Below are 25048 nucleotides of genomic sequence, written 5' to 3' on the forward strand. Positions count from 1 at the left end.
GCCGTCACTGTCATCGCCTCTGCCGCCGGATGGACCGCTCGGCGCGTAGCACTTACCCTGGCCGTCTTTCAATGGACGGCACCGGTAATGACAGAACGCACGGCGTATCCGATCGGCATTCCACATCAGCCCTGGGGCGAGGCAGAGCGCGCCGCATGGCGGGCACGCCAGCTAAGTCAGCGCAGTCATGCCATTGATGTGGTGCAGGTCATTGATGCACTGGATGCCTGCTTCGAGCGTGTGCATTACGGAACGATCCAGGCGGGGTCCGAGCAGTATCCGTTGATCGCGCTGCGCAGCGCCGAGTGGGATGCCAGGTTGCCTTGCGCGCTGGTGACCGGTGGCGTGCATGGCTATGAAACCAGCGGCGTGCAGGGCGCGCTGCAGTTCCTGCAGCAACGCGCCGCAGCCTATGCAGGCAAGCTCAATCTGCTGGTGGCGCCTTGTGTCAATCCGTGGGGCTACGAACGGGTCCAGCGCTGGAATGCCGAAGCCATCGACCCCAATCGTGCGTTTCGCCAGGACAGCCCGGCCGCGGAGTCGGCAGCATTGATGCAACTGGTCGCCTCGGTGGTCGGGCAGATGTTGGTGCACATCGATCTGCACGAAACCACCGACAGCGACGAGAGCGAATTTCGCCCGGCCCTGGCCGCGCGTGACGGCGTCGCGTTCGTGCCGGGCAGCATTCCGGACGGATTCTATCTGGTGGGCGATAGCGAGGATCCGCAACCGCAGTTTCAGCAGGCGATCATTGCCGCCGTCGCCGAGATCACCCATATCGCACCTGCTGACGCAAACGGCCAGATCATTGGCGCAGCGGTGGCTGCTCCTGGCGTCATCAACTATCCGGTGCGGCGTCTGGGCCTGTGCGCGGGCGTCACCGACGCACGTTATCGCACCACCACCGAGGTGTATCCGGACAGCCCGCGCGCGACGCCCGCCCAGTGCAACGCCGCGCAGGTGGCGGCCATTTGCGCGGCGCTGGACTACGCGCTCGCACAGCGCTGACAACATGAGCTGGCGTGAGCATCGAAGCCGTCGTCGCGGCGACGCCAACCATCTGCAGTACTACGCGTGCGCACGTTTTGGCCCACTGCGCGGCTAGACTATGCAGTTCTTCAAATGCATGGACGACATTGGATGACCCACGATGCGATAGACAGTACACGCAGACGCCTGCTGGGCGGCGCAATGGGAATGGCCGTCAGCGGCGGTGTGCTTGCCAGGCAACCCAACACGGAGAACACGATGGCACAGGGCACGCAATGGCAGGATGGCAGCTGGCTCAATCGGCCACGGACCGTCGTAATCAACGGCGGCACGCTGGATGTGGTCACCGACAAGGCCACCGATTTCTGGCGTAAAACGCATTACGGGTTCACCCGCGATAGCGGGCATTTTCTCGGTATCACCGCCGCAGCGCGATTCACCGCACAGGTGCGGGTGCGCGCGCAGTACGAGTCGCTCTACGACCAGGCTGGCATCATGGTGCGCGTGGACGAGCAGCATTGGGTCAAGGCGGGCATCGAGCTAAGCGATGGCCGCGCCATGCTCAGCAGCGTGTTGACCAACCCGGTCTCGGATTGGGCGACCGGCCCCTACGAGGCCGACCCCAAGGATTTCTGGATCCGCGCCACCGTCGCCGACGGCGTGCTGCGCCTGCAGGTGTCGGCCGATGGTCGTACCTGGCCGCTGGTCAGACTTTGCCCGTTTCCTGTCGCTGACGCATACCAGGTCGGGCCTATGTGCTGCACGCCGGAGCGTGACGGGCTGAAGGTGCGTTTTTCGGACTGGACGCTTGGTCCGCCGCTGGGCAAGGACTTGCACGATCTGAGCTGAGCGCCGCACGGCAACGTAGCGTGTGCACTGCGTTGCCACGTGTCTCACTGCAGGAGGCGAGGGCGGTGCTGCGCGCATCGATCAAGCACCATGCACGCGCGCATTGCGCCTCGAACAGATCGCATTACGGCAAGCGCTGTTCGGCAACGGCGCTTGCCACATACGCCGCGACCAGCTCTGCCTCCATCGGCCGGGCCAGCAGATAGCCCTGGGCTTCATCACATCCCCAACTGCGTAGCAGTGCAATTTCGTCGGCATGCTCGATGCCTTCTGCCACGGTGCGATATCCCAGCGCACTGGCCAGGCGGACCACGGCCTCGGCACGCATCTGCATGCCGGCCTTGGTGGCGATGCCGGTCACCAGCGAGCGATCGAGCTTGAGCACGTTGACCGGCAGCTCGGTGAGGTAACCGAAGTTGCTGTAGCCGGTACCGAAGTCGTCAATGGCCACACTGACCCCGGCATCGCGCAGGGCGCGCAGCCGTGGCACGGCCTCCACATTGCTGCGCAGCCAACGGCCTTCGGTGATTTCCAGCTCGATCCGCTCAGTGGGAATGGCCAGTTCCCTGCAGCGATGGATGACGTCTGCGGCGAGATTGAGGTTGCCGAAATCGCGCGAAGACAGATTGATCGACATGGAGAAATCCAGCCCCTGCGCACGCCAGCTCGCCAATTGCGCCAATGCGTTCTCGATCACCCAGTTGGTGACGGTGCACATCAAGGCGGTTTTTTCGAACAAGGGGATGAATTCGTCCGGACCGATCGGGCCGAGACTGGCATGGCGCCAGCGCAACAGTGCCTCGAAGCCGGTCACCGACAAGTCTTCAAGGTTGATCCGGGGCTGGAAGACCAGGCGGAAATCGCCCGCTTCCAGTGCCTTCTCGGCATCCAGCGCCAACCGGTACGAACGTTGGATCGCATCGTCGTGAGAGGCGCTGTACCAGCACACGATGGCGTGGTTGTTGATCGCATCGCCCAGCGCCACCAGCCCCTTGCGCATGACATCGTTGGTGTCCGGCTGCTGTGGTGCAAAGCGCACGACGCCGGCATGAAAGGTCAACGACATGGGGACGCCGGCCGCATCCATCGGTGCATGCAACATGTCGCGCAGATCGAGCAACAGGTCTTCCATCTCGTCAGGCGCGGAATTCAATAGAAAAAACGCAAATCGCATCGGTGCCACGTGATAGACGGTGGCCTTGCCGCGCAGGGCGCGTGTCAGCACATAGCTGGCGTGGCGCACCAGTTCTTCCAGCGGCTGCATGCCCAGCGCCTGACGCGCTTCATTGGCCGCCTGGGTGTCGTAGACCTCGATGAAGGCGGCAATGGTCGGTACGCAGTGGCTGCCGAAGGCGAGGGCATCCAGATCCGACTGCAGCTGGCGTGCATTGAGCAAGCCGCTATGCGGTTCGCGCCGCCCGGCGCCGAATTGCAGTTCCAGTTGCGCCGCCGCCACATTGGCGAACATCAACAGCTGTTGGTGTTCTTGGCTGGCCAGGCGACGCTCGCGCGTATCGATCACGCACAAGGTGCCGGCCACGCCGGTCTGCGGCGCTCCGACCGGGACGCACGCGATAAAGCGCGCCGGCAAGCCCGGGAAGGCAGCGTCGCCCAACTGGATCGGGGCAAGTGCGGCAGGTTCGATCAGCTCCCTCACACCATTGGCTGCGGCGGACGCATGCCGGCACAACTCGATGGCTTGCTCGACATGCTCGGGACTGATGCCGCGCGCCGCCAGCACGCGCACGCGGCCACCCTCGATGATGGTCAATGCGGCCGCAGGCGCAACCAGTGCGTGACATAGCAGACGCGCAATCTGATCGAGCGGCTCCATGCCACCCAGGTCGATCGGCACACCTGACCAGTCGAAGTGCTGTTCCTGCTGTTTGGTATCCAAAGCAAGCGTCATGTCGTCAGGTTCCGTGTTGAAGATCACACACTGCATGGCTACTAGAAACAAACCGAGGTCATCGACAGGTGACGATCATGAGGCACGAAACCGTTCCGAATAAGCCAGTCCACTCAATAAACTCCACCGCGTGCTATCGAACACGACAATAAAATAGACTGCCGGTGCGGCCGCACACAAATACCGTAATCATTGATCGGCGTCGACAGCTGGCGGTGGTCTTAATGATGAAAGCGGACTCATTAAAGAGCTCGCAGCACTATATAGACCGGAATTTTCGGTTCCGCGTTGCAGCATGCTGCGCGAGGTATGCAATCAAAATGGTTCGGTTCGCCAGTCTCTTGATGACCGCATCAGATCGCTTCGAACATTCGATCTCATCCAATCACATTCCGCTTTAGAGCCGAATAGTGCATGTTTGTTTGTTGACGCCTGCAGTGCATGGCATGTGGCGCCCGCCACATGAGGTGGCGAAAGCAGACTGGCGGGCACGAGCAAACCAGTCGACAGTTTCGACGTGTTTCGTGGATAGTTCTGTGGTTAGTGATATTCAGCACAGTTTCAAGCATGGCGCTTTGCCTATTAATCTCCCACTATTCTTCGCAGGGAATGGTATTAAACGTCCTCATCCGTAGGTGACATCGGTTGGTACGGCACAAGCTGTTTTAAACCGACTCGACAGTAAATCAACTTTCTGCTGTTGGAGAGCGCGTGTGTGTGTGCGTGAGTCTCTGCACGGCGATACAGGGGGAATAAAATGAATCGTGCATTTGCGCTGGTCTGGGACGCGGCGATTGGCAATTGGGTGGTGACGCACGAGCTGGTACGTCGGCGGCGCAAGCCTGGGGCAACTCGCCGCAGCGTGTCGAGCCTTGTGGTCCTGGCGGTGGGAGCCGCCGCACCGATGCTGGCCTGGGGGGCATGCACGCCTGCACTTCCTGCAGCGGGCGCCACCGTCACTTGCACGGGGCTGCCGATCACCAGCAACAGCTTTGCAAGCGGCGCAAACAACCTGACTGTCAACGTTGCGGCAGGCACGCAGATGACCGCCGGGCTGCTCGGTGGCACCGCCATTGCGCTCAGCGGCACCAATGCCACGCTCAATAACAGCGGTACGATCGATCCATCGGTGCTCGGCCTGTTGTCGGTGCTGAGCACCGGCGTCACCATGGGGAACGCCAGTTCCACCACGGTAACCGCCAACAATCTCGCCACCGGCGCGATTTACGGCACCGGCGGCCTGCTTGGGGCGAACCTGCTCAATCTCGACGGTATGGCGCTCGGCATCACCTCGGCCAGCAATGGCGTCGTGCAGATCAACAATGCCGGCCTGATCGATAGCCGTGCGTTGTTGAACCTGTCGGTACTGAGTGCGGATACGCCGGTGATTGCGGTCAGCGGCGGCGGCACCGTCAATGCGGTCAACACCGGCACCATCAACGGGCGCGTGGGCTTCCAGAGCTCGGCCACCGGCAACAGCTTCGTCAACGCCGGCACCATCAACGGCAGCGTGTCGATGGGGGCGGGCAGTACCAACACCTTCACTGCGGTGACTGGTGGCAGCGTCAACAGCGGCGGCGGGCTGGCGCTCGAATTGCTTGGACCAGGCGGCTTGCTGAGCTTCGCGCAGACGGGTGTGGTGGACGGCGGTGCAGGCGGCACCAATACGCTGATCCTGCAGAATTCGGCCAGCGGAACCGGCAGCGGCAGCACTGGCGTCGGAACGCTCAGCACAGCGCAATACATCAATTTCGGCAACCTGCGCGTCAACAGCGGCACCTGGTCGGTGGGAGGCGGAAGCAACTTCGGCAGCAGCGCGCTCAATGGCGGCGTGTTGCAGTTCGCCAACCCCGCGCAGCTCGGGACTGCCATCACCGGCAACGGCGGTGCGCTGGAGGCGACGGCCGCCGGCCTGAGCTTGTCGCCTGCCGCCGGCATCACGTTGGGGACAGGTGGCCTGACCTTGCAGGGCGCCAATGCGCTGACGGTGGCCAGCCCCATCAACGGCATCGGTGCGTTGGCCAAGACCGGCACCGCTACGCTGGGCCTGACCGGCACCAATACCTTCAGCGGCGGCGTCAACCTGCTCGGCGGGTCACTGACCGTGGGCACCAATAGCGCGTTGGGAACGGGCACCGTCAACGCATCTGCTGGCAGCGTACTTGCAAGTGCTGCCGTCAACTTGCCGAACGCGTTCGTGCTCAACGATTTCATCGGCATCGGCGGTACCAGCAACCTGCGGCTCGGCGGCGCAATCAGCGGCGCTGGCGCGCTGAACAAGATCGGTACCGGCACGCTCACCCTTGGCGGCAGCAATACCTATGCAGGTGGCACGACGCTGGCTGCGGGCACGCTGCTGATCGAAACCAACACCGCGCTTGGAGCAGGCACGGTGACAGCCGCCGGTGGACAGCTGGATACCAGCGCTCCGCTGACCCTGGCCAATAACTTTGCACTGACCAATACGCTGGGCCTGGGCGCCAGCGGCAACGCGCTCACGCTGACCGGCACGCTCGCCGGTGCCGGTGGTGTCAACAAGACCGGCACCGGCACGCTCGCACTCGGCGGCACCAACACCTTCGCCGGCGGAACCACGCTGGCATCGGGCACCTTGCAACTGGGCACTGCCTCGGCACTGGGCACCGGCGCCTTGAATGTCACCGGCGCGTCCAACCTCAGCACCAGTGCGCCATTGACAGTGGCCAATGGCATCAGCCTGGGCGGTCCCTTGAACTGGACCGGCGCGCAGGCGCTGACGTTGAGCGGTGCCATCAACGGGGGCGGCAGCCTGATCAAGAGCGGCGCGGGCGACCTCACGCTGAGCGGTAACAACGCCTACACCGGCGGCACCACCCTGAGTACCGGGCGCCTGGTGGTGGGCGCGAACGCGGCACTGGGCACCGGTACGTTGACCGCAAGCGGCGGCGAGCTGGATGCCACCGCTGCGGCAACCCTGGGCAACACGATTGCACTCACCGGTACCTTAGGGGTGGGCAGCAGCGGCAATGCCGTGAATCTGACCGGTGCCATCGGCGGCACCGGTGCGTTGACCAAGCTCGGTACCGGCAGCCTGACCCTGGGTGGCCTGAACACCTATGCCGGCGGTACCAACCTCAATGCCGGCACCCTGCAGGTGGCCAGCGGCACGGCACTGGGCACGGGTGCGTTGAACGTCACCGGCGATGCGGCCCTGCAAACCACTGCGGCCACCTCGCTGAGCAACGCGATCGCATTGACGCCAGGTGCGCTGACACTCAACGGGACGCAGGCACTGACACTGAGCGGTGCGATCAGCGGTATCGGAAGCCTGGTCAAATCCGGCAGCGGCGATCTCACGCTGAGCGGCAACAATCTGTACAGCGGTGGCACCACGCTCAGCGCGGGCACGTTGACAGTAGGCAGCGACACCGCGCTCGGTGTCGGCGCGCTCAGCGCAGCGGCTGGCACCACCCTGGACAACGCAACCGTCAGCACACTGGCCAATGCCATTGCATTGGCGGGTCTGGTCAATGTGGGTGGCAGCAACGCACTCACGCTCACCGGCGCCATCACCGGTGTGGGCAGCCTGGACAAGCTGGGTCCCGCCAGCCTGACCCTGGCCGGCAACAACAGCTATACCGGTGGCACACGCCTGAGTGCAGGCAGCCTGATCCTGGGCAGCGACACCGCCTTGGGGCTTGGCACCCTGACCGTCGGCGGCGGACTGCTCGACAATACCGCCGCACGTGTGCTCGCCAACAACGTCGCGCTGGAAGCGGATCTGCAACTCGGCGGCAGCCAGGATCTCACCCTCACCGGTGCGGTCAGCGGCGTGGGTGGCATCGTCAAGGACGGTGGCGCTGCATTGACGTTGGCTGGATCGAACAGTTTCGCCGGTGGCGTGGATCTCAATGCAGGCGCCTTGCTGCTCGGCAACGGCGCAGCATTGGGCACCGGAGCGCTGACCGCTGCCGATGGCACGCAATTGCAGGCCACCGCCGCGACCACGATCGGCAACGCTGTGGTGCTCAACGGTGCGCTCTCGCTCACCGGCAACAACGATCTTGGCGTCACCGGCATCGTCAGTGGCGCAGGCAGCCTGATCAAGCAGGGCGCTGGTGCGCTGACGCTCACCGGTAACAATGTCTACACCGGCGGTACCTTGCTCGACACCGGCACCCTGGTGGTCGGCAGCGATACTGCGCTCGGCACCGGCGCGCTCACGGCTGCCGATGGCACCCAGCTCACGGCCAGCACTGCGGTGACGCTGCAGAACGCGGTCAACGTCGCCGGTCAACTCGGCATCGATGGCCAGAACCTCACGCTCGATGGCGTGGTCGACGGCGCCGGCAGCCTGATCAAGAACGGCACGCAAACGCTCACCCTCAATGGCAACAATACCTGGGCGGGCGGACTGCAATTGCAGGGCGGCGCAGTGGTGGTCGGCAGCGACACCGCACTGGGGTTGGGCACGCTCAGCGCCGCGGCTGGTACCACGCTGGATGCCAGCACTGCGGTGACACTGGGCAATGCGCTTGCCTTGAATGGCGCCCTCACGTTGCCAGGCACGCAGGACATCACGCTCAATGGCGTCATCAGCGGCACTGGCAGTCTCGATAAGCAAGGCGCTGCCACGCTGACCCTGGCCAATGCCAATACCTTCAGCGGTGGTGTTGCGCTGGATGCAGGGCGTGTGGTGCTCGGCAACGACACTGCGTTGGGTGTGGGTGCGCTGCTGGTCGGCGGCCCTGCCGAACTGGATGCCACTACCGCATTGACGCTGGGCAATGCGGTGCAGTTGAACGATCAGCTCACGCTGATCGGCAGCAACGATCTGGGCTTGAACGGTCCCATCACCGGCACCGGCAGCCTGATCAAGAATGGCACCACCACGGTGTCGCTCAACGCGGGCAACAGCTATAGCGGTGGCACTACGTTGACGGCCGGTACCATCGCAGTCGGCGCCAACGACGCACTCGGCACCGGCAGCCTGTCGGTGGTCGGTAATGCGGCGCTGAGCAATGCGATTGCAGTGGCATTGGGCAACGACATCGCGCTTGGCGCAGCACTCACCGTGGACAACGGTGCAGACATGCTGGTCAGCGGCAACATCAGCGGGACCGGCGACTTGATCAAGACCGGCGCCGGCACCCTGACCTTGAATGGCAGCAACAGCTACACCGGCCCGCTGGCGATCCAGGCCGGCACGCTGGTGGCCAGCACGGCTGCGTCGCTTGGCAACGCCAGTAACGTCGATGTCGCTGCAGGTGCGGTGCTGAATCTCAGCACCGGTGGCCTGATCACCGCGCTCAGCGGCGCCGGCAATGTCAATACCGATGCCGGCGGCACGCTGCAGTTGGGTGGCGGCGATTTTGCCGGCAGCCTGGGCGGTGGTGGCAATCTGGACAAGGTCGGCGCGGGCACGGTGCGCTTGCTTGGCAACAGCGTGATCGGTGGTGCCACCCAGGTCAGCGCTGGCACCCTGGATGTGATCGGCAGCCTCGGCACCAGCGCGTTGAACGTGGCGCTGGGCGGCAGCTTGACCGGCACCGGCACCACCGGCAGCGTGGGCAGCAACGTGACCATCGCCGACGGCGGCCGGCTTGCATTGACCAGCGGCTCCTCGCTCAGCGTGGGTGGCCTGACCCTGGCGCCGGGTGCGTTCGTCGATGTCGCACTGGCAGCGCCGAGCAATACGCGGCTGCTCGCGGTCAATGGCGACCTCACCCTGGACGGCACGCTCAACATCACCGACATCGGTGGGTTCGGCACGGGCGTGTATCGCCTGATCGACTACACCGGCTTGCTCACCAACAACGGTCTGGCGATCGGCCTGTTTCCCGGCGGCGTGGATATCAGCCAGCTTGCGCTGCAGACTGCCATCGGCCAGCAACTCAACCTGGTCGTGACCGCGCCGGGCAGCATCGTGCAGTTCTGGGATGGCGTGCAGACCACGGCCAACGGCACTGTCGATGGCGGTGCAGGGACGTGGGGTGCGGCGACCAACTGGACCAGCCAGGACGGCAGCGCCAACAGCACCTGGCAAGGCGATTTCGCGGTGTTCGCCGGCAGCGCCGGCGCGGTGGGCGTGGCGGGCACGCAGAGCATCGGCGGCCTGCAGTTCGTCACCGACGGCTATCAGTTGACCGACGCCGGCGCGGGTGGGCTGGCGGTGACCGCTCCGTTGACCGCGATGCGTGTGGATCCAGGTGCAACCGCCAGCATCGATTTGGCGATGTCCGGCATCGGTGGCGTGGAAAAACTCGACACCGGCACGCTGGTGCTCAACGCGGCCAACAGCTACACCGGCGGCACCGCACTCAGCGGCGGCACCCTGGTGCTGGGCGACGCGCAGGCACTTGGCACCGGCACGTTGACCGCAGCAGCCGGCACCAGCCTCGATAGCAACCAGGCATTGGCGGTCGGCAATGCGGTGGCGCTCACGGGTGCGCTCACCCTGGTCGGCAGCAACGATCTGAGCCTGTCCGGCCCGATCAGCGGTGCGGGCAGTCTGATCAAGAACGGCACTTCCACGCTCACGCTCGACGGTGCCAACAGCTACGTCGGCGGCAGCGTGTTGAACGCAGGCACCCTGGCGGTTGGCAGCAACACGGCGCTGGGCGTCGGCAGCCTGTCGGTGCTGGGCAACTCCACGTTGAGCAATGCGATTGCGCTGGCATTGGGCAATAGCGTCAACCTGGGCGCCGATCTGACCATTGCCAGCGCGGACGATCTGGCATTGACCGGGGTGCTGAGTGGCGCGGGTGCCTTGACCAAGACGGGCTTGGGCACCTTGACCTTGTCTGGCGTCAACTCGTTCACCGGCCCGGTCTCGGTGCAGGCAGGCGTGCTTGCCACCGCTGCCCCCGGCGCGTTGGGCAACACCAGCGCCGTGGACATCGCCGCAGGTGCCGGGCTCTCGCTCGGCAGCAATGCGACATTGGGCGCGGTGACAGGCCAGGGCAACGTCGCGGTGTCGGGCGGTACGACGCTGCAGCTCGGCGCCAACAACGTCGGCAGCACCTTCGCCGGCAGCCTGAGCGATGCAGGCAATCTGGACAAGGTGGGCACCGGGACGTTGCAGCTCACCGGCACCAGCACGCTCGGCGGCACCACCCAGGTCACCGCCGGCACGCTGGATGTGGATGGCACGCTGGCCAGTGCCGGCGGCCTGACCGTGGGCAGCGGTGGCAGCCTGAATGGCAGCGGTGTGGTCGATGCAGCGGTGACGGTGAGCGACGGCGGTCGTCTGGTGGTGAGCAGTGGTGCAGTGTTGACCACCGGCAGCCTGAGCCTGGCTCCCAACGCCACGCTCGACGCGTTCCTGGGCATCCCCAGCCAGACTGGCGTATTGGCGGTCAACGGTGATCTCACCCTGGACGGCACGCTCAACATCACCGACATCGGCGGGTTCGGCACCGGTGTGTATCGCCTGATCGACTACACCGGTGGGTTGACCGACAACGGGATGGGCGTCGGCACGCTGCCCGGCAGCGTGGACCCGGCCCAGCTGACCCTGCAGACCGCGCTGGCCCAGCAGGTCAACGTGGTGGTGGTGTCGCCCGGCAGCAACGTGCAGTTCTGGGATGGTACGCAGACCATCGCCAATGGCAGCATCGATGGTGGCGCTGGCGTGTGGGCCGCCGGCTCCACCAACTGGACCTCGATCGATGGGCTGAGCAACAGCGACTGGCAGAACAGTTTTGCCGTGTTCGCCGGCACCGCCGGGACTGTGGGCGTGCAGGGCACGCAAGGCATCACCGGCATGCAGTTCATCAGCGACGGTTATGTGCTGAGCGATGCCGGCGCCGGTGCGCTGAGCGCCAATGCGGAGACCACCATCATCCGTGTCGACCCTGGCGTCACCGGCACCATCGACGTCGGCATCGGCGGGACAGGCACGCTGCAGAAACTCGACACCGGCACGCTGGTGCTGGGCGCCGCCAATACCTACACCGGTGGCACCGCGCTTGGCGGCGGCACGCTGGTGCTGGGCGATGCGCAGGCATTGGGAACCGGCACGTTGACCGCGGCAGCCGGCACCAGCCTCGATACTGATCAGGCATTGGCAGTGGGCAACGCGGTGGTGCTCGACGGTGCGGTGACGCTGCCTGGCAGCAACGATCTCGCCCTGACCGGCGCGATCAGCGGTGCCGGCGGCATGATCAAGGCCGGCGCGTCCACGCTCACGCTCAGTGGCAACAACAGCTATACCGGCGGGACCGTGCTGAGCGATGGCACGTTGTCGATCGGCAGCAACAACGCGCTGGGCACCGGCACCTTGGCGGTGGTCGGCGATGCGGTGCTGACCAACCCTGTTGCCGCAACAGTGGGCAATGCGGTCACTTTGGGCGCTGCGCTGAGTGTCGACAACCCGGCAGACCTCACGCTTGCCGGCGATATCAGTGGCAGCGGCGCGCTGATCAAGACCAACACCGGCACGCTGACACTGGACGGCAGCAATAGCTATGCCGGTGGCACGACGGTCAATGCCGGCACGCTGGTCGGCGACAGCGCCAGCCTGCAGGGGGCCATCGTCGATAACGCGACGCTGGCGTTCAACCAGCTGGCCGATGGCGTGTTCACCGGGTCGATCACCGGCACCGGCAACGTGATCAAGGACGGCGCCGGCGCACTGTTGCTCAACGGTGCGAATGGGTACACCGGCGGCACCACGATCACGGCCGGCACCTTGATCGGCGACACCAACAGCCTGCAGGGCGATATCGCCAACAACGCGGCACTGGTGTTCAACCAGAACACCGGCGGCGTCTATGCCGGTACGCTCAGCGGCACCGGCTCGCTGCAGAAGGCCGGCACCGGCGCGCTGCAACTGCTCGGGCCCAACACCTATACCGGCGGCACCGTGATCAGCGCCGGCAGCTTGATCGGCAACACCACCAGCCTGCAGGGCAATATCGTCGACAACGCGACGCTGGTATTCGATCAGGCCAGCGATGGCGTGTTCGCCGGTGCAGTCAGCGGTACGGGCAGTGTGGTCAAGCAGGGGGCAGGGGCGTTGACGCTTGCCGAAGCCAGTAGCTACAGCGGCGGCACTGCGCTTGCCAGCGGTAGCTTGGTGCTAGGTGATGCACAAGCACTGGGCACCGGGACGTTGACCGCCGCGACCGGCACCACCTTGGATACCGATCAAGCATTGACGGTGGCCAACGCAGTCGAGCTGGCAGGTGCAGTCGCATTTGCGGGCAGCAACGATCTCATCTTGACCGGTCCGGTGACCGGCACCGGTGGGTTGACCAAGAATGGGGTTTCCACGCTGACACTGGACGGCAGCAATAGTTACAGCGGTGGCACGACGGTCAATGCCGGCACGCTGGTCGGCGACAGCGCCAGCCTGCAGGGAGCCATCGTCGATAACGCGACGCTGGCATTCAACCAGCTGGCCGATGGCGTGTTCACCGGTTCGATCACCGGCACCGGCAACGTGATCAAGGACGGCGCCGGCGCACTGTTGCTCAACGGTGCGAATGGGTACACCGGCGGCACCACGATTGCGGCCGGTACCTTGATCGGCGACACCACTAGCCTGCAGGGCGATATCGCCAACAACGCGGCACTGGTGTTCAACCAGAACACCGGCGGCGTGTATGCCGGTACGCTCAGCGGCACCGGCTCGCTGCAGAAGGCCGGTACCGGCGCGCTGCAATTGCTCGGGCCCAATACCTACACCGGCGGCACCGTGATCAGCGCCGGCAGCCTGATCGGCAACACCACCAGCCTGCAGGGCAACATCGTGGACAACGCCACGCTGGTGTTCGATCAGGCCAGCGATGGTGTGTTCGCCGGTGCAGTCAGCGGCACGGGCAGTGTGGTCAAGCAGGGGACAGGTGCGTTGACGCTGGTGGCGCCCAATACCTATAGCGGTGGCACCACCATTGCCAGCGGCAGCCTGATCGGCAACACCACCAGCCTGCAGGGCAACATCGTCGACAATGCGACACTGGTGTTTGACCAGGCCGGCGATGGCACGTTTGCCGGCAACGTCACCGGTAGCGGTACGTTGATCAAGAACGGCGCGGGTGCGTTGACGCTGGATGGTGTCAACGCCTATCTCGGTGGCACCACGATCAACGCGGGTACATTGATCGGCGATACCGACAGCCTGCAGGGCAACATCGCCAATGCCAGCGCGTTGGTGTTCCAGCAGACCGCCAATGGCACCTACGCAGGGACCTTGTCGGGTACCGGCAGTCTGCTCAAGGATGGTGCGGGCACCTTGCTGGTCACCGCAAACAGCAGTGGGTTCACCGGGCCGACCACGATTGCTGCGGGCACCTTGAGCCTGGGCAACCCGGCCAATCCGGGCGCCGCGTTGGGCGGGCCGGTCACGGTGGGCCCGGGCGGCACGCTCACCGGCAGCGGCAGCGTCGGTGGCCTGACCTCGGGCGGTACTGTGGCGATCGGTGGCGGCGCCGGCACGATCAGTGTCGGCGGCAATGCCACGCTCGGCAGTGGTTCCACCCTGCAGGTCACGCCAGGCGCAGGCGGCGCGGTCACACCGATCAGCGTGGGCGGTGCGGTCACGCTGGCGCCGGGCAGCACCCTGCAACTGGTGCGTGCGACCGATCTGCCGTTGTTCACCGAGATCCCGGTCATCAGCGCCGCTGGCGGGCTGACCGGGCAATTCACCAACGTCGTTTCCGACTACGCCTTCGTCACGCCGAATGTCAGCGCCAGTGCCACGGCGTTGTCGGTGTCGTTTGGCCGCAACACCGTGGCCATGGTCGATGCGGTCACCGCGCCAAACCAGCAGGCTGCCGCAGCTGCGGTGGACGGCTTGCCGACCACCAGCCCGGTCTACCAGGCAGTGGTGCGTCTGCCCGATGACCCGCAGGCGATCAGCACCGCGTTTGCATCGCTGTCAGGCGAAAGCCATGCCAGCACGGCGACCGCTTTGCTGGATAGCCGCTTCCTGCTGAGCGGCGTCGGCAATCATCTGCGTGGCGACACTCAGGACGCGCGGGTGGGCGACACCACGGTCTGGATCACCGGCCGTAGCCTGCCCAATCGTGTCGATGGAGATGCCAACACCGCCTCGGTGCGACGCGAGGACAACGGCATCATGGCTGGTGCAGAACGGCGCATCGGCGAGCGCAGTGTGGTCGGTGTGGCGGTCGGTAACCAGGACATCGAAACCCGCTCGCGCGAGTCCTTTGATCGTTCCGATATCGATGGCACCCATGCCGGCATCTACGCCCAGGCCGATTGGTCCGCGTTCGCCCTGCAGGCTGCGGTCGACTATGCGGACTACAGCGTGGAGAGCAGCCGTCGGGTGATGTTGCCCGGCGTGCTCGAAGAGCGGCTGACCAGCGATTACGATGCGAAGGCCATCACCGTGTCGCTGGAAGCAGCCTGGAATCTGCGCACCGGCAATGCGGTGTACAGCCCCTTCATCGCAGCCGACTACACGCATCTGAAGACCGATGGTTTCAACGAGCGCGGCGGCATTGCCGGGCTGTCGGTGGACAGTGCCAAGGACGAGTACACCACCAGCACCGTGGGTGTGCGCGGGCGTTGGCAGTTGGGTCCGGCCGCTGGGGTATATGCCTCGGTGGGTTGGCGGCATGCATTCGGCGACCGCGCCGTGGAGCGTTCGGCCGGTTTCATCGGCACCGGTTCGCAGTTCTCGGTGCAGAGCGTCACGCTGGCGAAGAACGCGGTGGTCGGCGAACTGGGTGTCAGCCTGATCACCTCGCCCAACAGCCGCATGGCATTGTCGTTGCAGGGACTCAACGGCGATGGCCAGACCGCATACGGCGGCCAGGTCACCTTGGGTTGGAACTTCTGATTCATCGCAGACCAAAAAGCCCCGGCATTGCCGGGGCTTTTTTTTGGCCGATACAACCGCACGCACGTACATCGTCACGATTGCACCTGCACCTGCACCTGCACCTGCACCTGCGCCTGCAGCGCACCCGCACTGGCAGGCGCTGGCTGGCTGCGTCGGCAACTTGGGCGTAACGCATGCCCACTCCGCACACCAGCCACGCAGCCTTGCGGCCGCACGGCCGGTCTGCAGCCGGCGCTTAGAACTGCCAGCGCAGGCCGACATTGGCATTGATGCTGTTGGCATCGGAACGACCACGCTCGGCACCCACGTTGCCGTAGAGGGAGAAGGCATCGTTGAGCTGGTAACGCACGCCCACCGACGCACGCGCCGACTGCTTGGACACCGGCTCGCCGGCCACGTTGAAGCGCGCTTCCGGCAGACCGGTGAACCACGCGGTGAAGTCCGAGTTCGGATTGCCGAGCAGCGAACGGTAAGCGATCAAGCCATCGAAGCCCCACTTGCCGCGCACCAGATGGCCGCGCACGCCCACCTCGCCGTAGCCGGCGCGCAGCGTATCGCTGTTGGCGCTCAACCCCAGGCCGGTGACCGACGCCTCGCTGAAGGCATCCTGGGTCTGACTGACCACGCCCGCGGCGATGAACGGCGATAACCCTGCATGCGGCATCAGGCCGACTTCGGCGCGTAGCGACCAGTTGGTGTCGTGGCGGCGATCCTGCAGGCGCTCGCCGATGCTGCCGGCCTGCACCGTGCGTTCGGTGTCCACATTGCTCATGCCGTACGAACCGATTCCGGACACATACGCCTGACCGATCGGCTGATACAGGTACGCGGTCATCGCATAACGGTCCGAGCGCAAACGGCTGGCCGATGCGTCGATATGCGCACGATCCTGGCCCGAGCTCAGCGCCGCCCCCACGATGGTGCCGGCGTTGCCCATCGGCAGATCCACACCGACGGTGGTGGCCTGCTGGGTGTAATCGGCCGAGTCGAACCCCTTGCCGCCCAACTCGCCGTCCAGATAGCTGCCCTGCATCCAGGTGGTCAGCGTGGTGGTGTCGGCCAGGTAGGGCAGGCGATCGGCCGCCACGCGCGCATCGTTGAGTGCGGACTGGAAGCCCAGCGTGCGCTCGATGCCGTGCACCTGGCCAGCCAGGGTCGGCAGCGATGCAGCAACCTGCGCATCGTTGGCCGCCAGCAGCGCGCCGGTGGCGCTGATCAGGCCACCCAGATTGTCGGTATCGCCGGAGGCCACACGCGTATCCAGCACCTTGACCAGCGCATCGGCCTGGGTGGCACCGTTGACCACCGACTGCGGCGCACCGGCCGCTTGCGCGCTGGCAGCGGAGGCATTGCGGGTCAGTGTGGCGGTGACGGTGGTCGGGTCATAGGCGAGCGAGGCGGTCCAGAAGAAATTGTTGGCGTACTGCACGCGGTCGAAGCTGCCTTGCAGCGTGCCGGCGTTGACGATCTTCTCGCTGCTGCCGACGCTGTAGCCGGCCGCTTCCGGCAGCAACAACAGATTGCCCTTCAAGCTGGCCTGGCCGGTGACGGTCAGCCCCTTGCCCAATTCGAGGGCGGTGGTGCCGGTGGTGTTGACCAGGCTGTAGTTACCATTGATCACACCGCCGTGCGATTCGAACGTGGCCGAGTTGAGCACGATGACGTCCGAGCGCAGGCTGCCGGACAGTGCGAGCACGCCGTCGCTGACGCTGGTGCCGCCGGTGTAGCTGTTGTTGCCGCTCAGCGTGAGCTTGCCGGCGCCGTTCTTGGTCAGGTTGCCAGCGCCGGAGATGTCGTTGCTGAAGGTGCTGTCGTAGCCGGACGTCACGTTGGCCGACCAGTTGTTGATGAACTGCGCCGGGCCCTTGATCGCCTTGGCCGCATTGACCAGGCCGAAGCCGTACAGCGCGTCCACGCCGGGGTCGCCCAGGTCGGTGGCGGTGGTCAGCAAGGTCTGCTGCAGGTTGGAGGCGCTCATCCACGGATACACACCGAGCACCTGCGCCGCGATGCCGCTCACTGCGGCAGTGGAGAACGAGGTGCCGGCGATCTGACCCTGCAGCTCGGTGCCGGCCAATGCCGGTGCGAAGTAGCTGCCCGGCGCCACCAGGCACCACTGCGCAGCGGCGCCGCAATGGTTGGAATAGCTGGTCAGGCCGGCAGCATTGCCGGCGCTGTCGATGTTGACCGCGCCCACGGCCAGCCAGTTGTTGCGCAGACTGGCTTCCTGCACCGGCGTCGCTGCCGGGTAGGAGGCTTCCGCCGCGCCGTCGTTGCCGGTGGCGGCCACGATCAGCGCATCGGCCTGCACCAGCGGGGTCAGCGCGTACTTCCAGGCCAACGCAGCATTCGCGCTGCTGGCCGCATCTGCATACGAGGCACCGATCGACAGATTGGCGATCCGCACGCCGGCAGCGGCCAGATCCACCGCGGCGCTGCGGGTCTGCTGGGTACCGCAGGAATTTTCTGCGCAGATGCGTGCATAGAACAGGTCCGCATCCGGAGCGATGCCACCGGCGAAGCCATCCTGCGCGTTGCCCAACACCAGCGCCGAGATGACGGTGCCGTGGCCGCGCAGCGCATTCGACGCCGATTCCGGCGTGCCGGGGCTGGCGGTGTAATCGTTGGACGCATCGACCTTGCCGCTGATCGGCGCATAGCTGCCGTAGAGATTGTCGTCCAGCACTGCCAGCTTGACGCCCTGACCCCTGGCACCGGCCTGCTGCGCCAGATCCGCATTGGTCGGCACCAGCAGGTTGCTGCCCAGGCCCTGGTAGCGGGCGGGCGCAGGTGCCGGCGTCGGAGCGGTCTTGGGCAACGGGTCGGCCGTGGTGGTGTCCGGAGTCGTCGGAGTCGTCGGAGTTGTGGGGGATGTCGGCGTGGTCGGCGTGGTCGGCGCGGTCGGTGTCGTCGGTGCAGGCGTGGACGGCGTCGGAGCGACCACTGTGGTCTGCGGCGGATCACTGCGGACATTGCCGCCACCGCCACCGCCGCCACAGGCAGTCAGGACAAGGCAGGAGGCGATCGTGGTTGCGAGTAGCGAGCGATTCATAGGTTGGTCGATTCCGGTAGTGGCGCGCCGCAACTGCAAAACTCTAAAATTTGGCGCAGACGATTCCAGCACCGGGGATTACCGGTGTGGCATTTGATTTCACGTGTTATTCACTTTATCCGCCGCGAATCTGTCCCCTCAGATAAGCGCTCCGGATAACACGGTGATGCGCCGATGCATTCAACCATGTGCTTGCGAGATTGTTTAACGGCGCTATCGGTAAACTCTAAAGCCTGAACGGACAGTTGCTATTCAGAGAAAAACATCGCGCATAGGGTTTTACGATTTAATCCATAGCCAAATCGGATTAGAAAATCCCTTATCAGGCCCGACCGCAAAGAAATGTCAGAGCGGACGCAACAATAAGCGGTCACGAATCTCCGGGGGCGGCAATCCTAAATGCGATGAATAGCGCAGGTAATCAGGAAATGCGTCGAAGATGTCGGTGAATTGCCTACAGGCTGTAGCGGATTCGACTGTAGGTTAGCAGGTCTAACGGACTCTTCCGTATCAGGCTCGCCGGATTAAGGGTTATCGTAAATGACACCGGTGTTATATTAAATTTGCTGCCGCAGGACGATTATATCCGCCAAATTTATAATGGCCGAAAGCGAGCGGCCCCGGCCATTGTGCCCAATTCCTCGCAGATTCCGCACGAAATTCGCAAGGAACCGGAATCGATAAAACGGTGGGTGGCTTGTGTTCCTAATAAGCCGCGAGGCTGGCGCATGTCGATCCAATGCTGCCAAGCTGAATGCAGGGGGAATATTCAAGCCGATATTTCCGGATGCGGACTCGAAATTCTGTATCCCCCTACAGCAGCTTGTTCTGATGTTTACCTGGTCGGCAGCGGTGCGTGCACCAGCTGGTGCGCGACATCGGTGTCATCGCAGCACGGGCGAGCCTGATCAGGTCGCATCCGCCATGTCGGCGGTGCATTGCTGCTGCAGCGCTAGCGTCTGCATAAATTGTTCAAGTTCCGCTGCACCGAATTTGGGCATCGCAGCTATGCTCGAGTCCGATGAACACCTATTGCACCGAAAGCATGTCCACGGAAGGCACCGACCAGGGCCTGCCGTACCGCGTGGTCGCTCGACAGCTCGGGCATCGGCGCATCGTGCTGGAGACCTTGCAGGTCTGTGGGCACCCCGTACCGCTGCCGGCTGCGCCCACCTTCGGCTCGCTGCAGACCGCGCTGGAGATCGGCACCAGGCTGGCCGAGCAGTACATCGGCCAGTTGATTGTCAAACAGGCCGGCGGACGGTCCGCACTGGCGGCCGGCCCGGCGCCGCTTTAGCGGGGTCCAGTCGGTTTCGACATGGCGCCGCCATCGGCAGCTGCATTCGTACCGGCAGCATGCGCTGCGGTCTTGGCAGACTGCCGCAGGCTTACTGGGCCCTGGCCTTGGCCAGGGCGGCCTTGGCGCGTGTGCCCGCGGCCGCACCGACACGCTTGTCCAGTACCTGGGCCAGTTCGTGGAGCTGCGCCTCGGTCACACCGATGTTCAAGCCGATCTTCAAATGCGACTGCAGTTGCGCCTCCACGCCTTCCAGGGCGGCGAGCACGCTGATCGTGGCCAGTTCACGGCTCACCCAGTCCAGGTTGTCGCGGGCAAAGATGTCACCGAACAGATGCGTCTTGAGGTACTGATCGATTGCCGGCGCAAAGGCGAATAACGGCCCGGTCACCGGCGCGCCGGTCAGACGGGTCTGGTTGGCGGTACCCAGTGCGAGCAGCGCATCGCCACTCGGTACCGGGCCGGGGTCGCGTCCCGGCGCATCGGCGATGCCGCGCTGCTTGCGTGCATCGGTGACCTGCATCAGCGCGGCCAGTGCATTGAGGCTGCGTGGAAACCCGGCGTACGCATAGAGCTGGACCAATACCTCCTTGCAGTCGCTGATGCTCAAGCCTGCATCGAGTCCCGCCGCCAATGCGGTGTTCAAGCGTTCGATGTCGCCGGTGGCCGCAAACGCGGCAATCGGCGCAATGGCCTGCTGCCTGGGCGACAAGGTGGCGTGTGTCGTCATGGACGTGATCTCCGAAGGATGTGCTGCCGCGGGGGAGGGGGCAACAGAGAACAAGGCAACTGCACCCAACAACAGTGCAGCCATGCAGGGGAGCACGCTCGCGCGTGGCATCGCATCCCTCCACCGATCTAGGGGCAAGGCAGCGCGAATCCAAGCATCCGACGCCACACTATGTGGTGCAGATGGCACCTTAGCCGTGCGCACAGCATGCCGAGTCGAACGCATCAAGGCTGCGCTTTTCATCGCTGTCTCCTTGCCGTAAAAACCGACAACAAGCATGAGGCAGATGCAACGCCGCTCCATCCATCCAGCTTGCATGGTCCTATGACCGGTACTCATCACTGCAGACCTGCGGGCGTGTTCCACATCCTTCAGACCGTGTACCTGGCCAATGATCCAGCCGAAGCCGTACGGCCAGGAGTTGCCATCGGCCAGCGTGGCCTTGCGCATCGCCTGCGCCAGCAGCGGAGCGACAACCGGTACGCCGTCGCGCACGCCCGGTGCCAGCGTGCAAGGTCGTCCACCGTGCTGATCAACCCACTCGTGTCCTGTGGCTGCGACATGCTGATGAAATCCGCGTTCTGCAGCTGACCCTTGCTGCGACGGTAGCCGTGCGCGCGGTTGGCGATCACCGCCAGGTGGTTGTCGTAGCGCCTGTGCTGCATCCCCAGCAGCTGAAACAGCGCTCGCTGCAGGTAGTGGGCATAGTGCTGCCCGTACACACGCTCGATCAGGTGGGTCAGCACGATGTAGTTGGACCAGTGGCAGGTCCTTGAAGTAGTTCATCAGGCTCAACGCGTCGGTGTCTTCCCGCCGTGCCGCACGCGAGACAGGGATGCTGCTGATGTTCTGATACCCAAGGTCTGCGTGAGCAGCTATTGCAGCGTCACCTTGCCCAGCGGGCCATGCAAGGCCGGATCCAGCGACACCACGCTTGCATCCACGCGCAGCTTGCCTGCCTGCACCAGCTGCAACACGGCCATTGCCGTGAACTGCTTGCTCATCGACGCCAGGCGCAGCGCGGCGTCCGGCTGCATCGCCACCCGGTTCTCGACATCAGCCATTCCGGAGGCCTGGCGCAACAACACCTCGTTCCCGCGGGTGATCAGTACGACACCGCCGGGCTGGTTGCCCTCGAAGAAGCTGCCGGCCTCACGCGCCAGGGCGGCGACCGTGTGTGTGGTGGCCGCGCTGTCGGTCGCGCCAGCGCGGCCGGTCATGGTTAACGCGGTTACCAGCAACATCCTTGCGACTGCTTTCATCTGCCTGCTCCTCGAGTGGATGGAGCCAGCGTAGGGAGCGGCCTGGAGCCCGCACAGCATTCTATGACCTCTGGTCGCGGCAGCGCTACAGCGGTCGCTTTGCAGGATAAGCGGGGATGACTGTTGCCATGGCACTCCATCGCGCAGAGAAGACCCAGCATCACCGCGCTCATCACGTGGCAGCTGGCAGCATCGGGGCACGTTTCACCGACGCTCCCAATGAGTCCGCCATGAATTCCACTGCCATGCCCGCCCGATCCTGGGCCATCCATCCGTTCCACGCAGCCGTGCTCGGCGGTGTGTGGCCGCTGTTTCTCGGCGCCTTGCTGAGCGACTACGCGTACTGGAGCAGTTATCAGATCCAGTGGGCCAATTTCGCCGCATGGCTGCTGATCGGTGCGATGGTGTTGACGACCATCGCGCTGCTGTGTGCGATCGTTGGCTTCGTTCGCGGAAGCCGCAACGTGATCTATGTGATCGCACTCGGTGCCGCATGGATCGTCGGCTTCTTCGACGCCTTGCATCATGCGCGCGATGCCTGGGCCATCATGCCGGCGGCGTTGGTGTTTTCGGCGATTGCGACCGCATTCGCGCTCGTTGCAACCTGGTCGGGGCTGTCCAGCCTGCGCGTGGGAGGTGCTCGATGAAGCGTCATACCCTGACTGTCCTGTCGGTCTCCATTCTCGCTGCCGCGCTCGCATCCTGCGGCAAGGCGCCCGAGCTCGCGCAACATGGCGCCAGCCCCGAGCTGCCAGCGCCGGATCGTGGCCTGTTGCCCGACATGACCATCGCCGAGCCGGCAGCCTGGGGTGAGCGCAAGCCTACCGTGCCTGCGGGTTACCGCATCGCTGCAATCGCCACCGGTCTGGGCATTCCACGCCAAACGCTGGTGTTGCCCAATGGCGACATTCTGGTCGCCGAAGGCCGCGGCGGCAACGCACCCAACCTCAAGCCCAAGGACGTGATTGCCGGAGCGATCAAGGCCAAGGGCAACACTTCGGTCAAGAGCGGCAACCGTCTGACGCTGCTGCGCGATGCCGATGGCGACGGCACGTATGAACTGAAGACCGTCTTTGCCGACAAGCTCAACGCACCGTATGGGCTGGCACTGATCGGCAACTTACTTTATGTGGCAAATCAGGATGCACTGGTGCGCTTCGACTATCAGGAAGGGCAGACCAAGGCCAGTGCTGCGCCCACCAAGGTCACCGACCTGCCGTCGGCCATCAACCACCACTGGACCAAGGCCCTCACCGCCAGTGCCGATGGACGCTATCTGTATGTTGCGATCGGCTCCAACAGCAACATCACCGAGCGCGGCATGATTGCCGAGGTCGACCGCGCCCAGGTCTGGCAGGTGGATCCGGCAACCGGCGCCCACAAGAGCTATGCCACCGGCTTGCGCAATCCCACTGCATTGGCGATACAGCCTGGTAGCGGCGTATTGTGGGCGGTGGTCAACGAGCGCGACGAGATCGGCCCCAACCTGGTGCCCGACTACCTTACCTCGGTTCGCGAAGGCGGCTTCTATGGCTGGCCTTACAGCTATTGGGGCAAGAATGTAGACACGCGGGTCATGCCGCAGGATCCGCAGAAGGTCGCATCGGCCATCGTGCCCGATTACGCGTTGGGTTCGCATGTCGCCGCACTTGGTGTCGCGTTTTCGTCGACCGCGATGGGGACGCAGTTTGCCGACGGTGTGTTTGTCGGCGAACACGGCAGCTGGAATCGCGACCCGCCCGTGGGCTACAAGGTGGTGTTCGTGCCGTTCCGCGATGGCCGCCCTGCGGGCGACCCGATCGACTTCGTCTCGGGCTTCCACGGCGACGATGGCCTGACCCGCGGCCGTCCGGTCGGCGTCACGCTCGACCCGCGGGGTGCATTGATCGTCGCGGACGATCTTGCCAATACGATCTGGCGAGTGACGCCGGACAAGGCGCCTGCATCGCCGTCACCGGCTGCGCTATAGTTCTGCCTGCCTGCCTGCCTGCCTGCCTGCTGCCTGCCCGGTTCTGCACAGAACCGGGCAGCGCGTGGTGCGCTGCTCGCGCCAAGGCTGCGATAGGGCAGGAACGGCCTACAGCGCATTAGGTGGAATGCAGCTGTTAAATAACAAAGGTTTCTGGGGAACGATGCCCCAGTCCACCGCATCAATTCGCCGCAGTTGATCGGCCTCAACTGCAGCTGTCGTGCACCTGCGTGGATGAACACCGCACGCCATAGCATCTTCGCGGTCCACCGCAAGGGATAGGCATCGCCGTCCCGTTGGCATACAGTGCCGGCCCCGCGTCGGCTTGGCCGATGCAGGCACCAGTGCGATGGAACGCTGGTGAGCCAATCGGCTAGACGCTGTCACCAAGGCAAGAACACACGGACCACGCTCTGCCGATCACCCGAGGCTTGTTGTTGATGTTGTTCAGATGTTCGGTGGTTGTTGTCGTTGCGCTGTTCGCCTCACCCCTTGTCGCAGCAGAACTGGTTGGCCGGGCAACCGTCACCGATGGCGACACCATCACAGTGGCGCAGAAACGTATTCGCCTGTGGGGTGTCGATGCACCCGAAAGTGCGCAGCAATGCACCAGCAACACTGGCAGCGCATGGCCTTGCGGCCGACGTTCCGCCGCCGCCCTGGATGGCTATCTGCTCGACAAGACGGTTCGCTGCCAGCCCAAGGACACCGATCGCTACGGACGGATCGTTGCCGAGTGTTACGTGCAGGGGCAGTCGGTCAATCGCTGGATGGTGCAGTCGGGTTGGGCGGTGGCCTACCGGGAGTATGCCACTGCGTTTGTCGCCGATGAACGCAGCGCGCAGCAACAGCGGCGCAACCTCTGGGCCGGCACCTTCCAGATGCCTGCCGAGTACCGTCGCGGCAAGCGCAACCAGTCTGCACAGCGCGTTAAAGCGGCAGCGCAAACCCAACAGCCTGCGCACTGCGCCATCAAGGGCAACATCTCGAGCAAGGGCAGCAAGATCTTCCACATGCCCGGGCAACGCGACTATGCGCGGACCAGCATCTCACCCGCCAAGGGCGAGCGGTTTTTCTGCACCAGCCAGGAAGCGATCAATGCGGGCTGGCGACATGCGGCCAGATGATACCTGGCAGTGATCGATATTTACCGTGGTGCAGCGGTCTTGCGATGACCGCTATCGACTCTTCACTGGGTG

At 64.5% G+C, this 25048-nt stretch carries 12 protein-coding genes; 7 read left to right on the forward strand and 5 right to left on the reverse strand.

Annotated features, from left to right (window positions below):
• The first annotated feature begins 87 nt into the window (after nucleotides 1-87).
• Together LL972_RS07665 and LL972_RS07670 are read left to right on the forward strand one after the other, a co-directional pair.
• Nucleotides 88-1008 (forward strand): M14 family metallopeptidase, encoded by a 921-nt coding sequence (locus LL972_RS07665; protein ID WP_228327069.1) that lies wholly within the window; start codon nucleotides 88-90, stop codon nucleotides 1006-1008.
• Between the two features lie 132 nt (nucleotides 1009-1140).
• Nucleotides 1141-1839: a DUF1349 domain-containing protein gene (locus LL972_RS07670; RefSeq protein WP_228327070.1), complete on the forward strand. Its 699-nt coding sequence runs from the start codon at nucleotides 1141-1143 to the stop codon at nucleotides 1837-1839.
• Nucleotides 1840-1963: 124 nt separating this feature from the next.
• Here LL972_RS07670 and LL972_RS07675 read toward each other — a convergent pair whose 3' ends face one another.
• Nucleotides 1964-3775, reverse strand: a complete 1812-nt coding sequence (locus tag LL972_RS07675; RefSeq protein WP_228327071.1) for an EAL domain-containing protein — start codon at nucleotides 3773-3775, stop codon at nucleotides 1964-1966.
• A 730-nt stretch (nucleotides 3776-4505) separates the two neighbouring features.
• Here LL972_RS07675 and LL972_RS07680 point away from each other — a divergent pair.
• A complete protein-coding gene (locus LL972_RS07680; RefSeq protein WP_228327072.1) occupies nucleotides 4506-15536 on the forward strand; it encodes an autotransporter-associated beta strand repeat-containing protein in 11031 nt (3676 codons plus the stop codon).
• 238 nt (nucleotides 15537-15774) lie between these two features.
• On the opposite strand, the gene LL972_RS07685 is transcribed toward LL972_RS07680, so the two are convergent.
• Nucleotides 15775-18591 carry a S8 family serine peptidase gene (locus LL972_RS07685; protein WP_228327073.1) on the reverse strand — a complete coding sequence of 939 codons (2817 nt, stop codon included), beginning with the start codon at nucleotides 18589-18591 and terminating at the stop codon, nucleotides 15775-15777.
• 1021 nt (nucleotides 18592-19612) lie between these two features.
• Between LL972_RS07685 and LL972_RS07690 the strand changes: the two genes are divergently transcribed.
• Nucleotides 19613-19888 carry a hypothetical protein gene (locus tag LL972_RS07690; protein ID WP_228327074.1) on the forward strand — a complete coding sequence of 92 codons (276 nt, stop codon included), beginning with the start codon at nucleotides 19613-19615 and terminating at the stop codon, nucleotides 19886-19888.
• 91 nt (nucleotides 19889-19979) lie between these two features.
• Here the strand turns inward: LL972_RS07690 and LL972_RS07695 are convergent, their stop codons facing one another.
• The 3 genes from LL972_RS07695 to LL972_RS07705 form a co-directional block, all read right to left on the reverse strand.
• Nucleotides 19980-20618: a carboxymuconolactone decarboxylase family protein gene (locus tag LL972_RS07695; protein WP_228327075.1), complete on the reverse strand. Its 639-nt coding sequence runs from the start codon at nucleotides 20616-20618 to the stop codon at nucleotides 19980-19982.
• Between the two features lie 371 nt (nucleotides 20619-20989).
• Nucleotides 20990-21364: a serine hydrolase gene (locus tag LL972_RS07700; protein ID WP_228327076.1), complete on the reverse strand. Its 375-nt coding sequence runs from the start codon at nucleotides 21362-21364 to the stop codon at nucleotides 20990-20992.
• 129 nt (nucleotides 21365-21493) lie between these two features.
• Nucleotides 21494-21880, reverse strand: a complete 387-nt coding sequence (locus LL972_RS07705) for a serine hydrolase domain-containing protein (RefSeq protein WP_228327077.1) — start codon at nucleotides 21878-21880, stop codon at nucleotides 21494-21496.
• Nucleotides 21881-22110: 230 nt separating this feature from the next.
• Here LL972_RS07705 and LL972_RS07710 point away from each other — a divergent pair, with 230 nt between their 5' ends.
• The 3 genes from LL972_RS07710 to LL972_RS07720 all read left to right on the forward strand — a co-directional run bounded on the left by LL972_RS07710 (nucleotide 22111) and on the right by LL972_RS07720 (nucleotide 24976).
• Nucleotides 22111-22527, forward strand: a complete 417-nt coding sequence (locus tag LL972_RS07710) for a hypothetical protein (RefSeq protein ID WP_228327078.1) — start codon at nucleotides 22111-22113, stop codon at nucleotides 22525-22527.
• Nucleotides 22524-23849: a PQQ-dependent sugar dehydrogenase gene (locus LL972_RS07715; protein WP_228327079.1), complete on the forward strand. Its 1326-nt coding sequence runs from the start codon at nucleotides 22524-22526 to the stop codon at nucleotides 23847-23849. The genes LL972_RS07710 and LL972_RS07715 overlap by 4 nt, the downstream gene beginning before the upstream one ends.
• A gap of 440 nt (nucleotides 23850-24289) precedes the next feature.
• Complete coding sequence (locus LL972_RS07720; RefSeq protein ID WP_228327080.1) at nucleotides 24290-24976, forward strand: thermonuclease family protein; 687 nt, start codon at nucleotides 24290-24292, stop codon at nucleotides 24974-24976.
• Nucleotides 24977-25048 lie beyond the last annotated feature (72 nt).

It is taken from the genome of Xanthomonas campestris pv. asclepiadis (assembly GCF_020784175.1).
Lineage (GTDB): Bacteria > Pseudomonadota > Gammaproteobacteria > Xanthomonadales > Xanthomonadaceae > Xanthomonas > Xanthomonas campestris_D.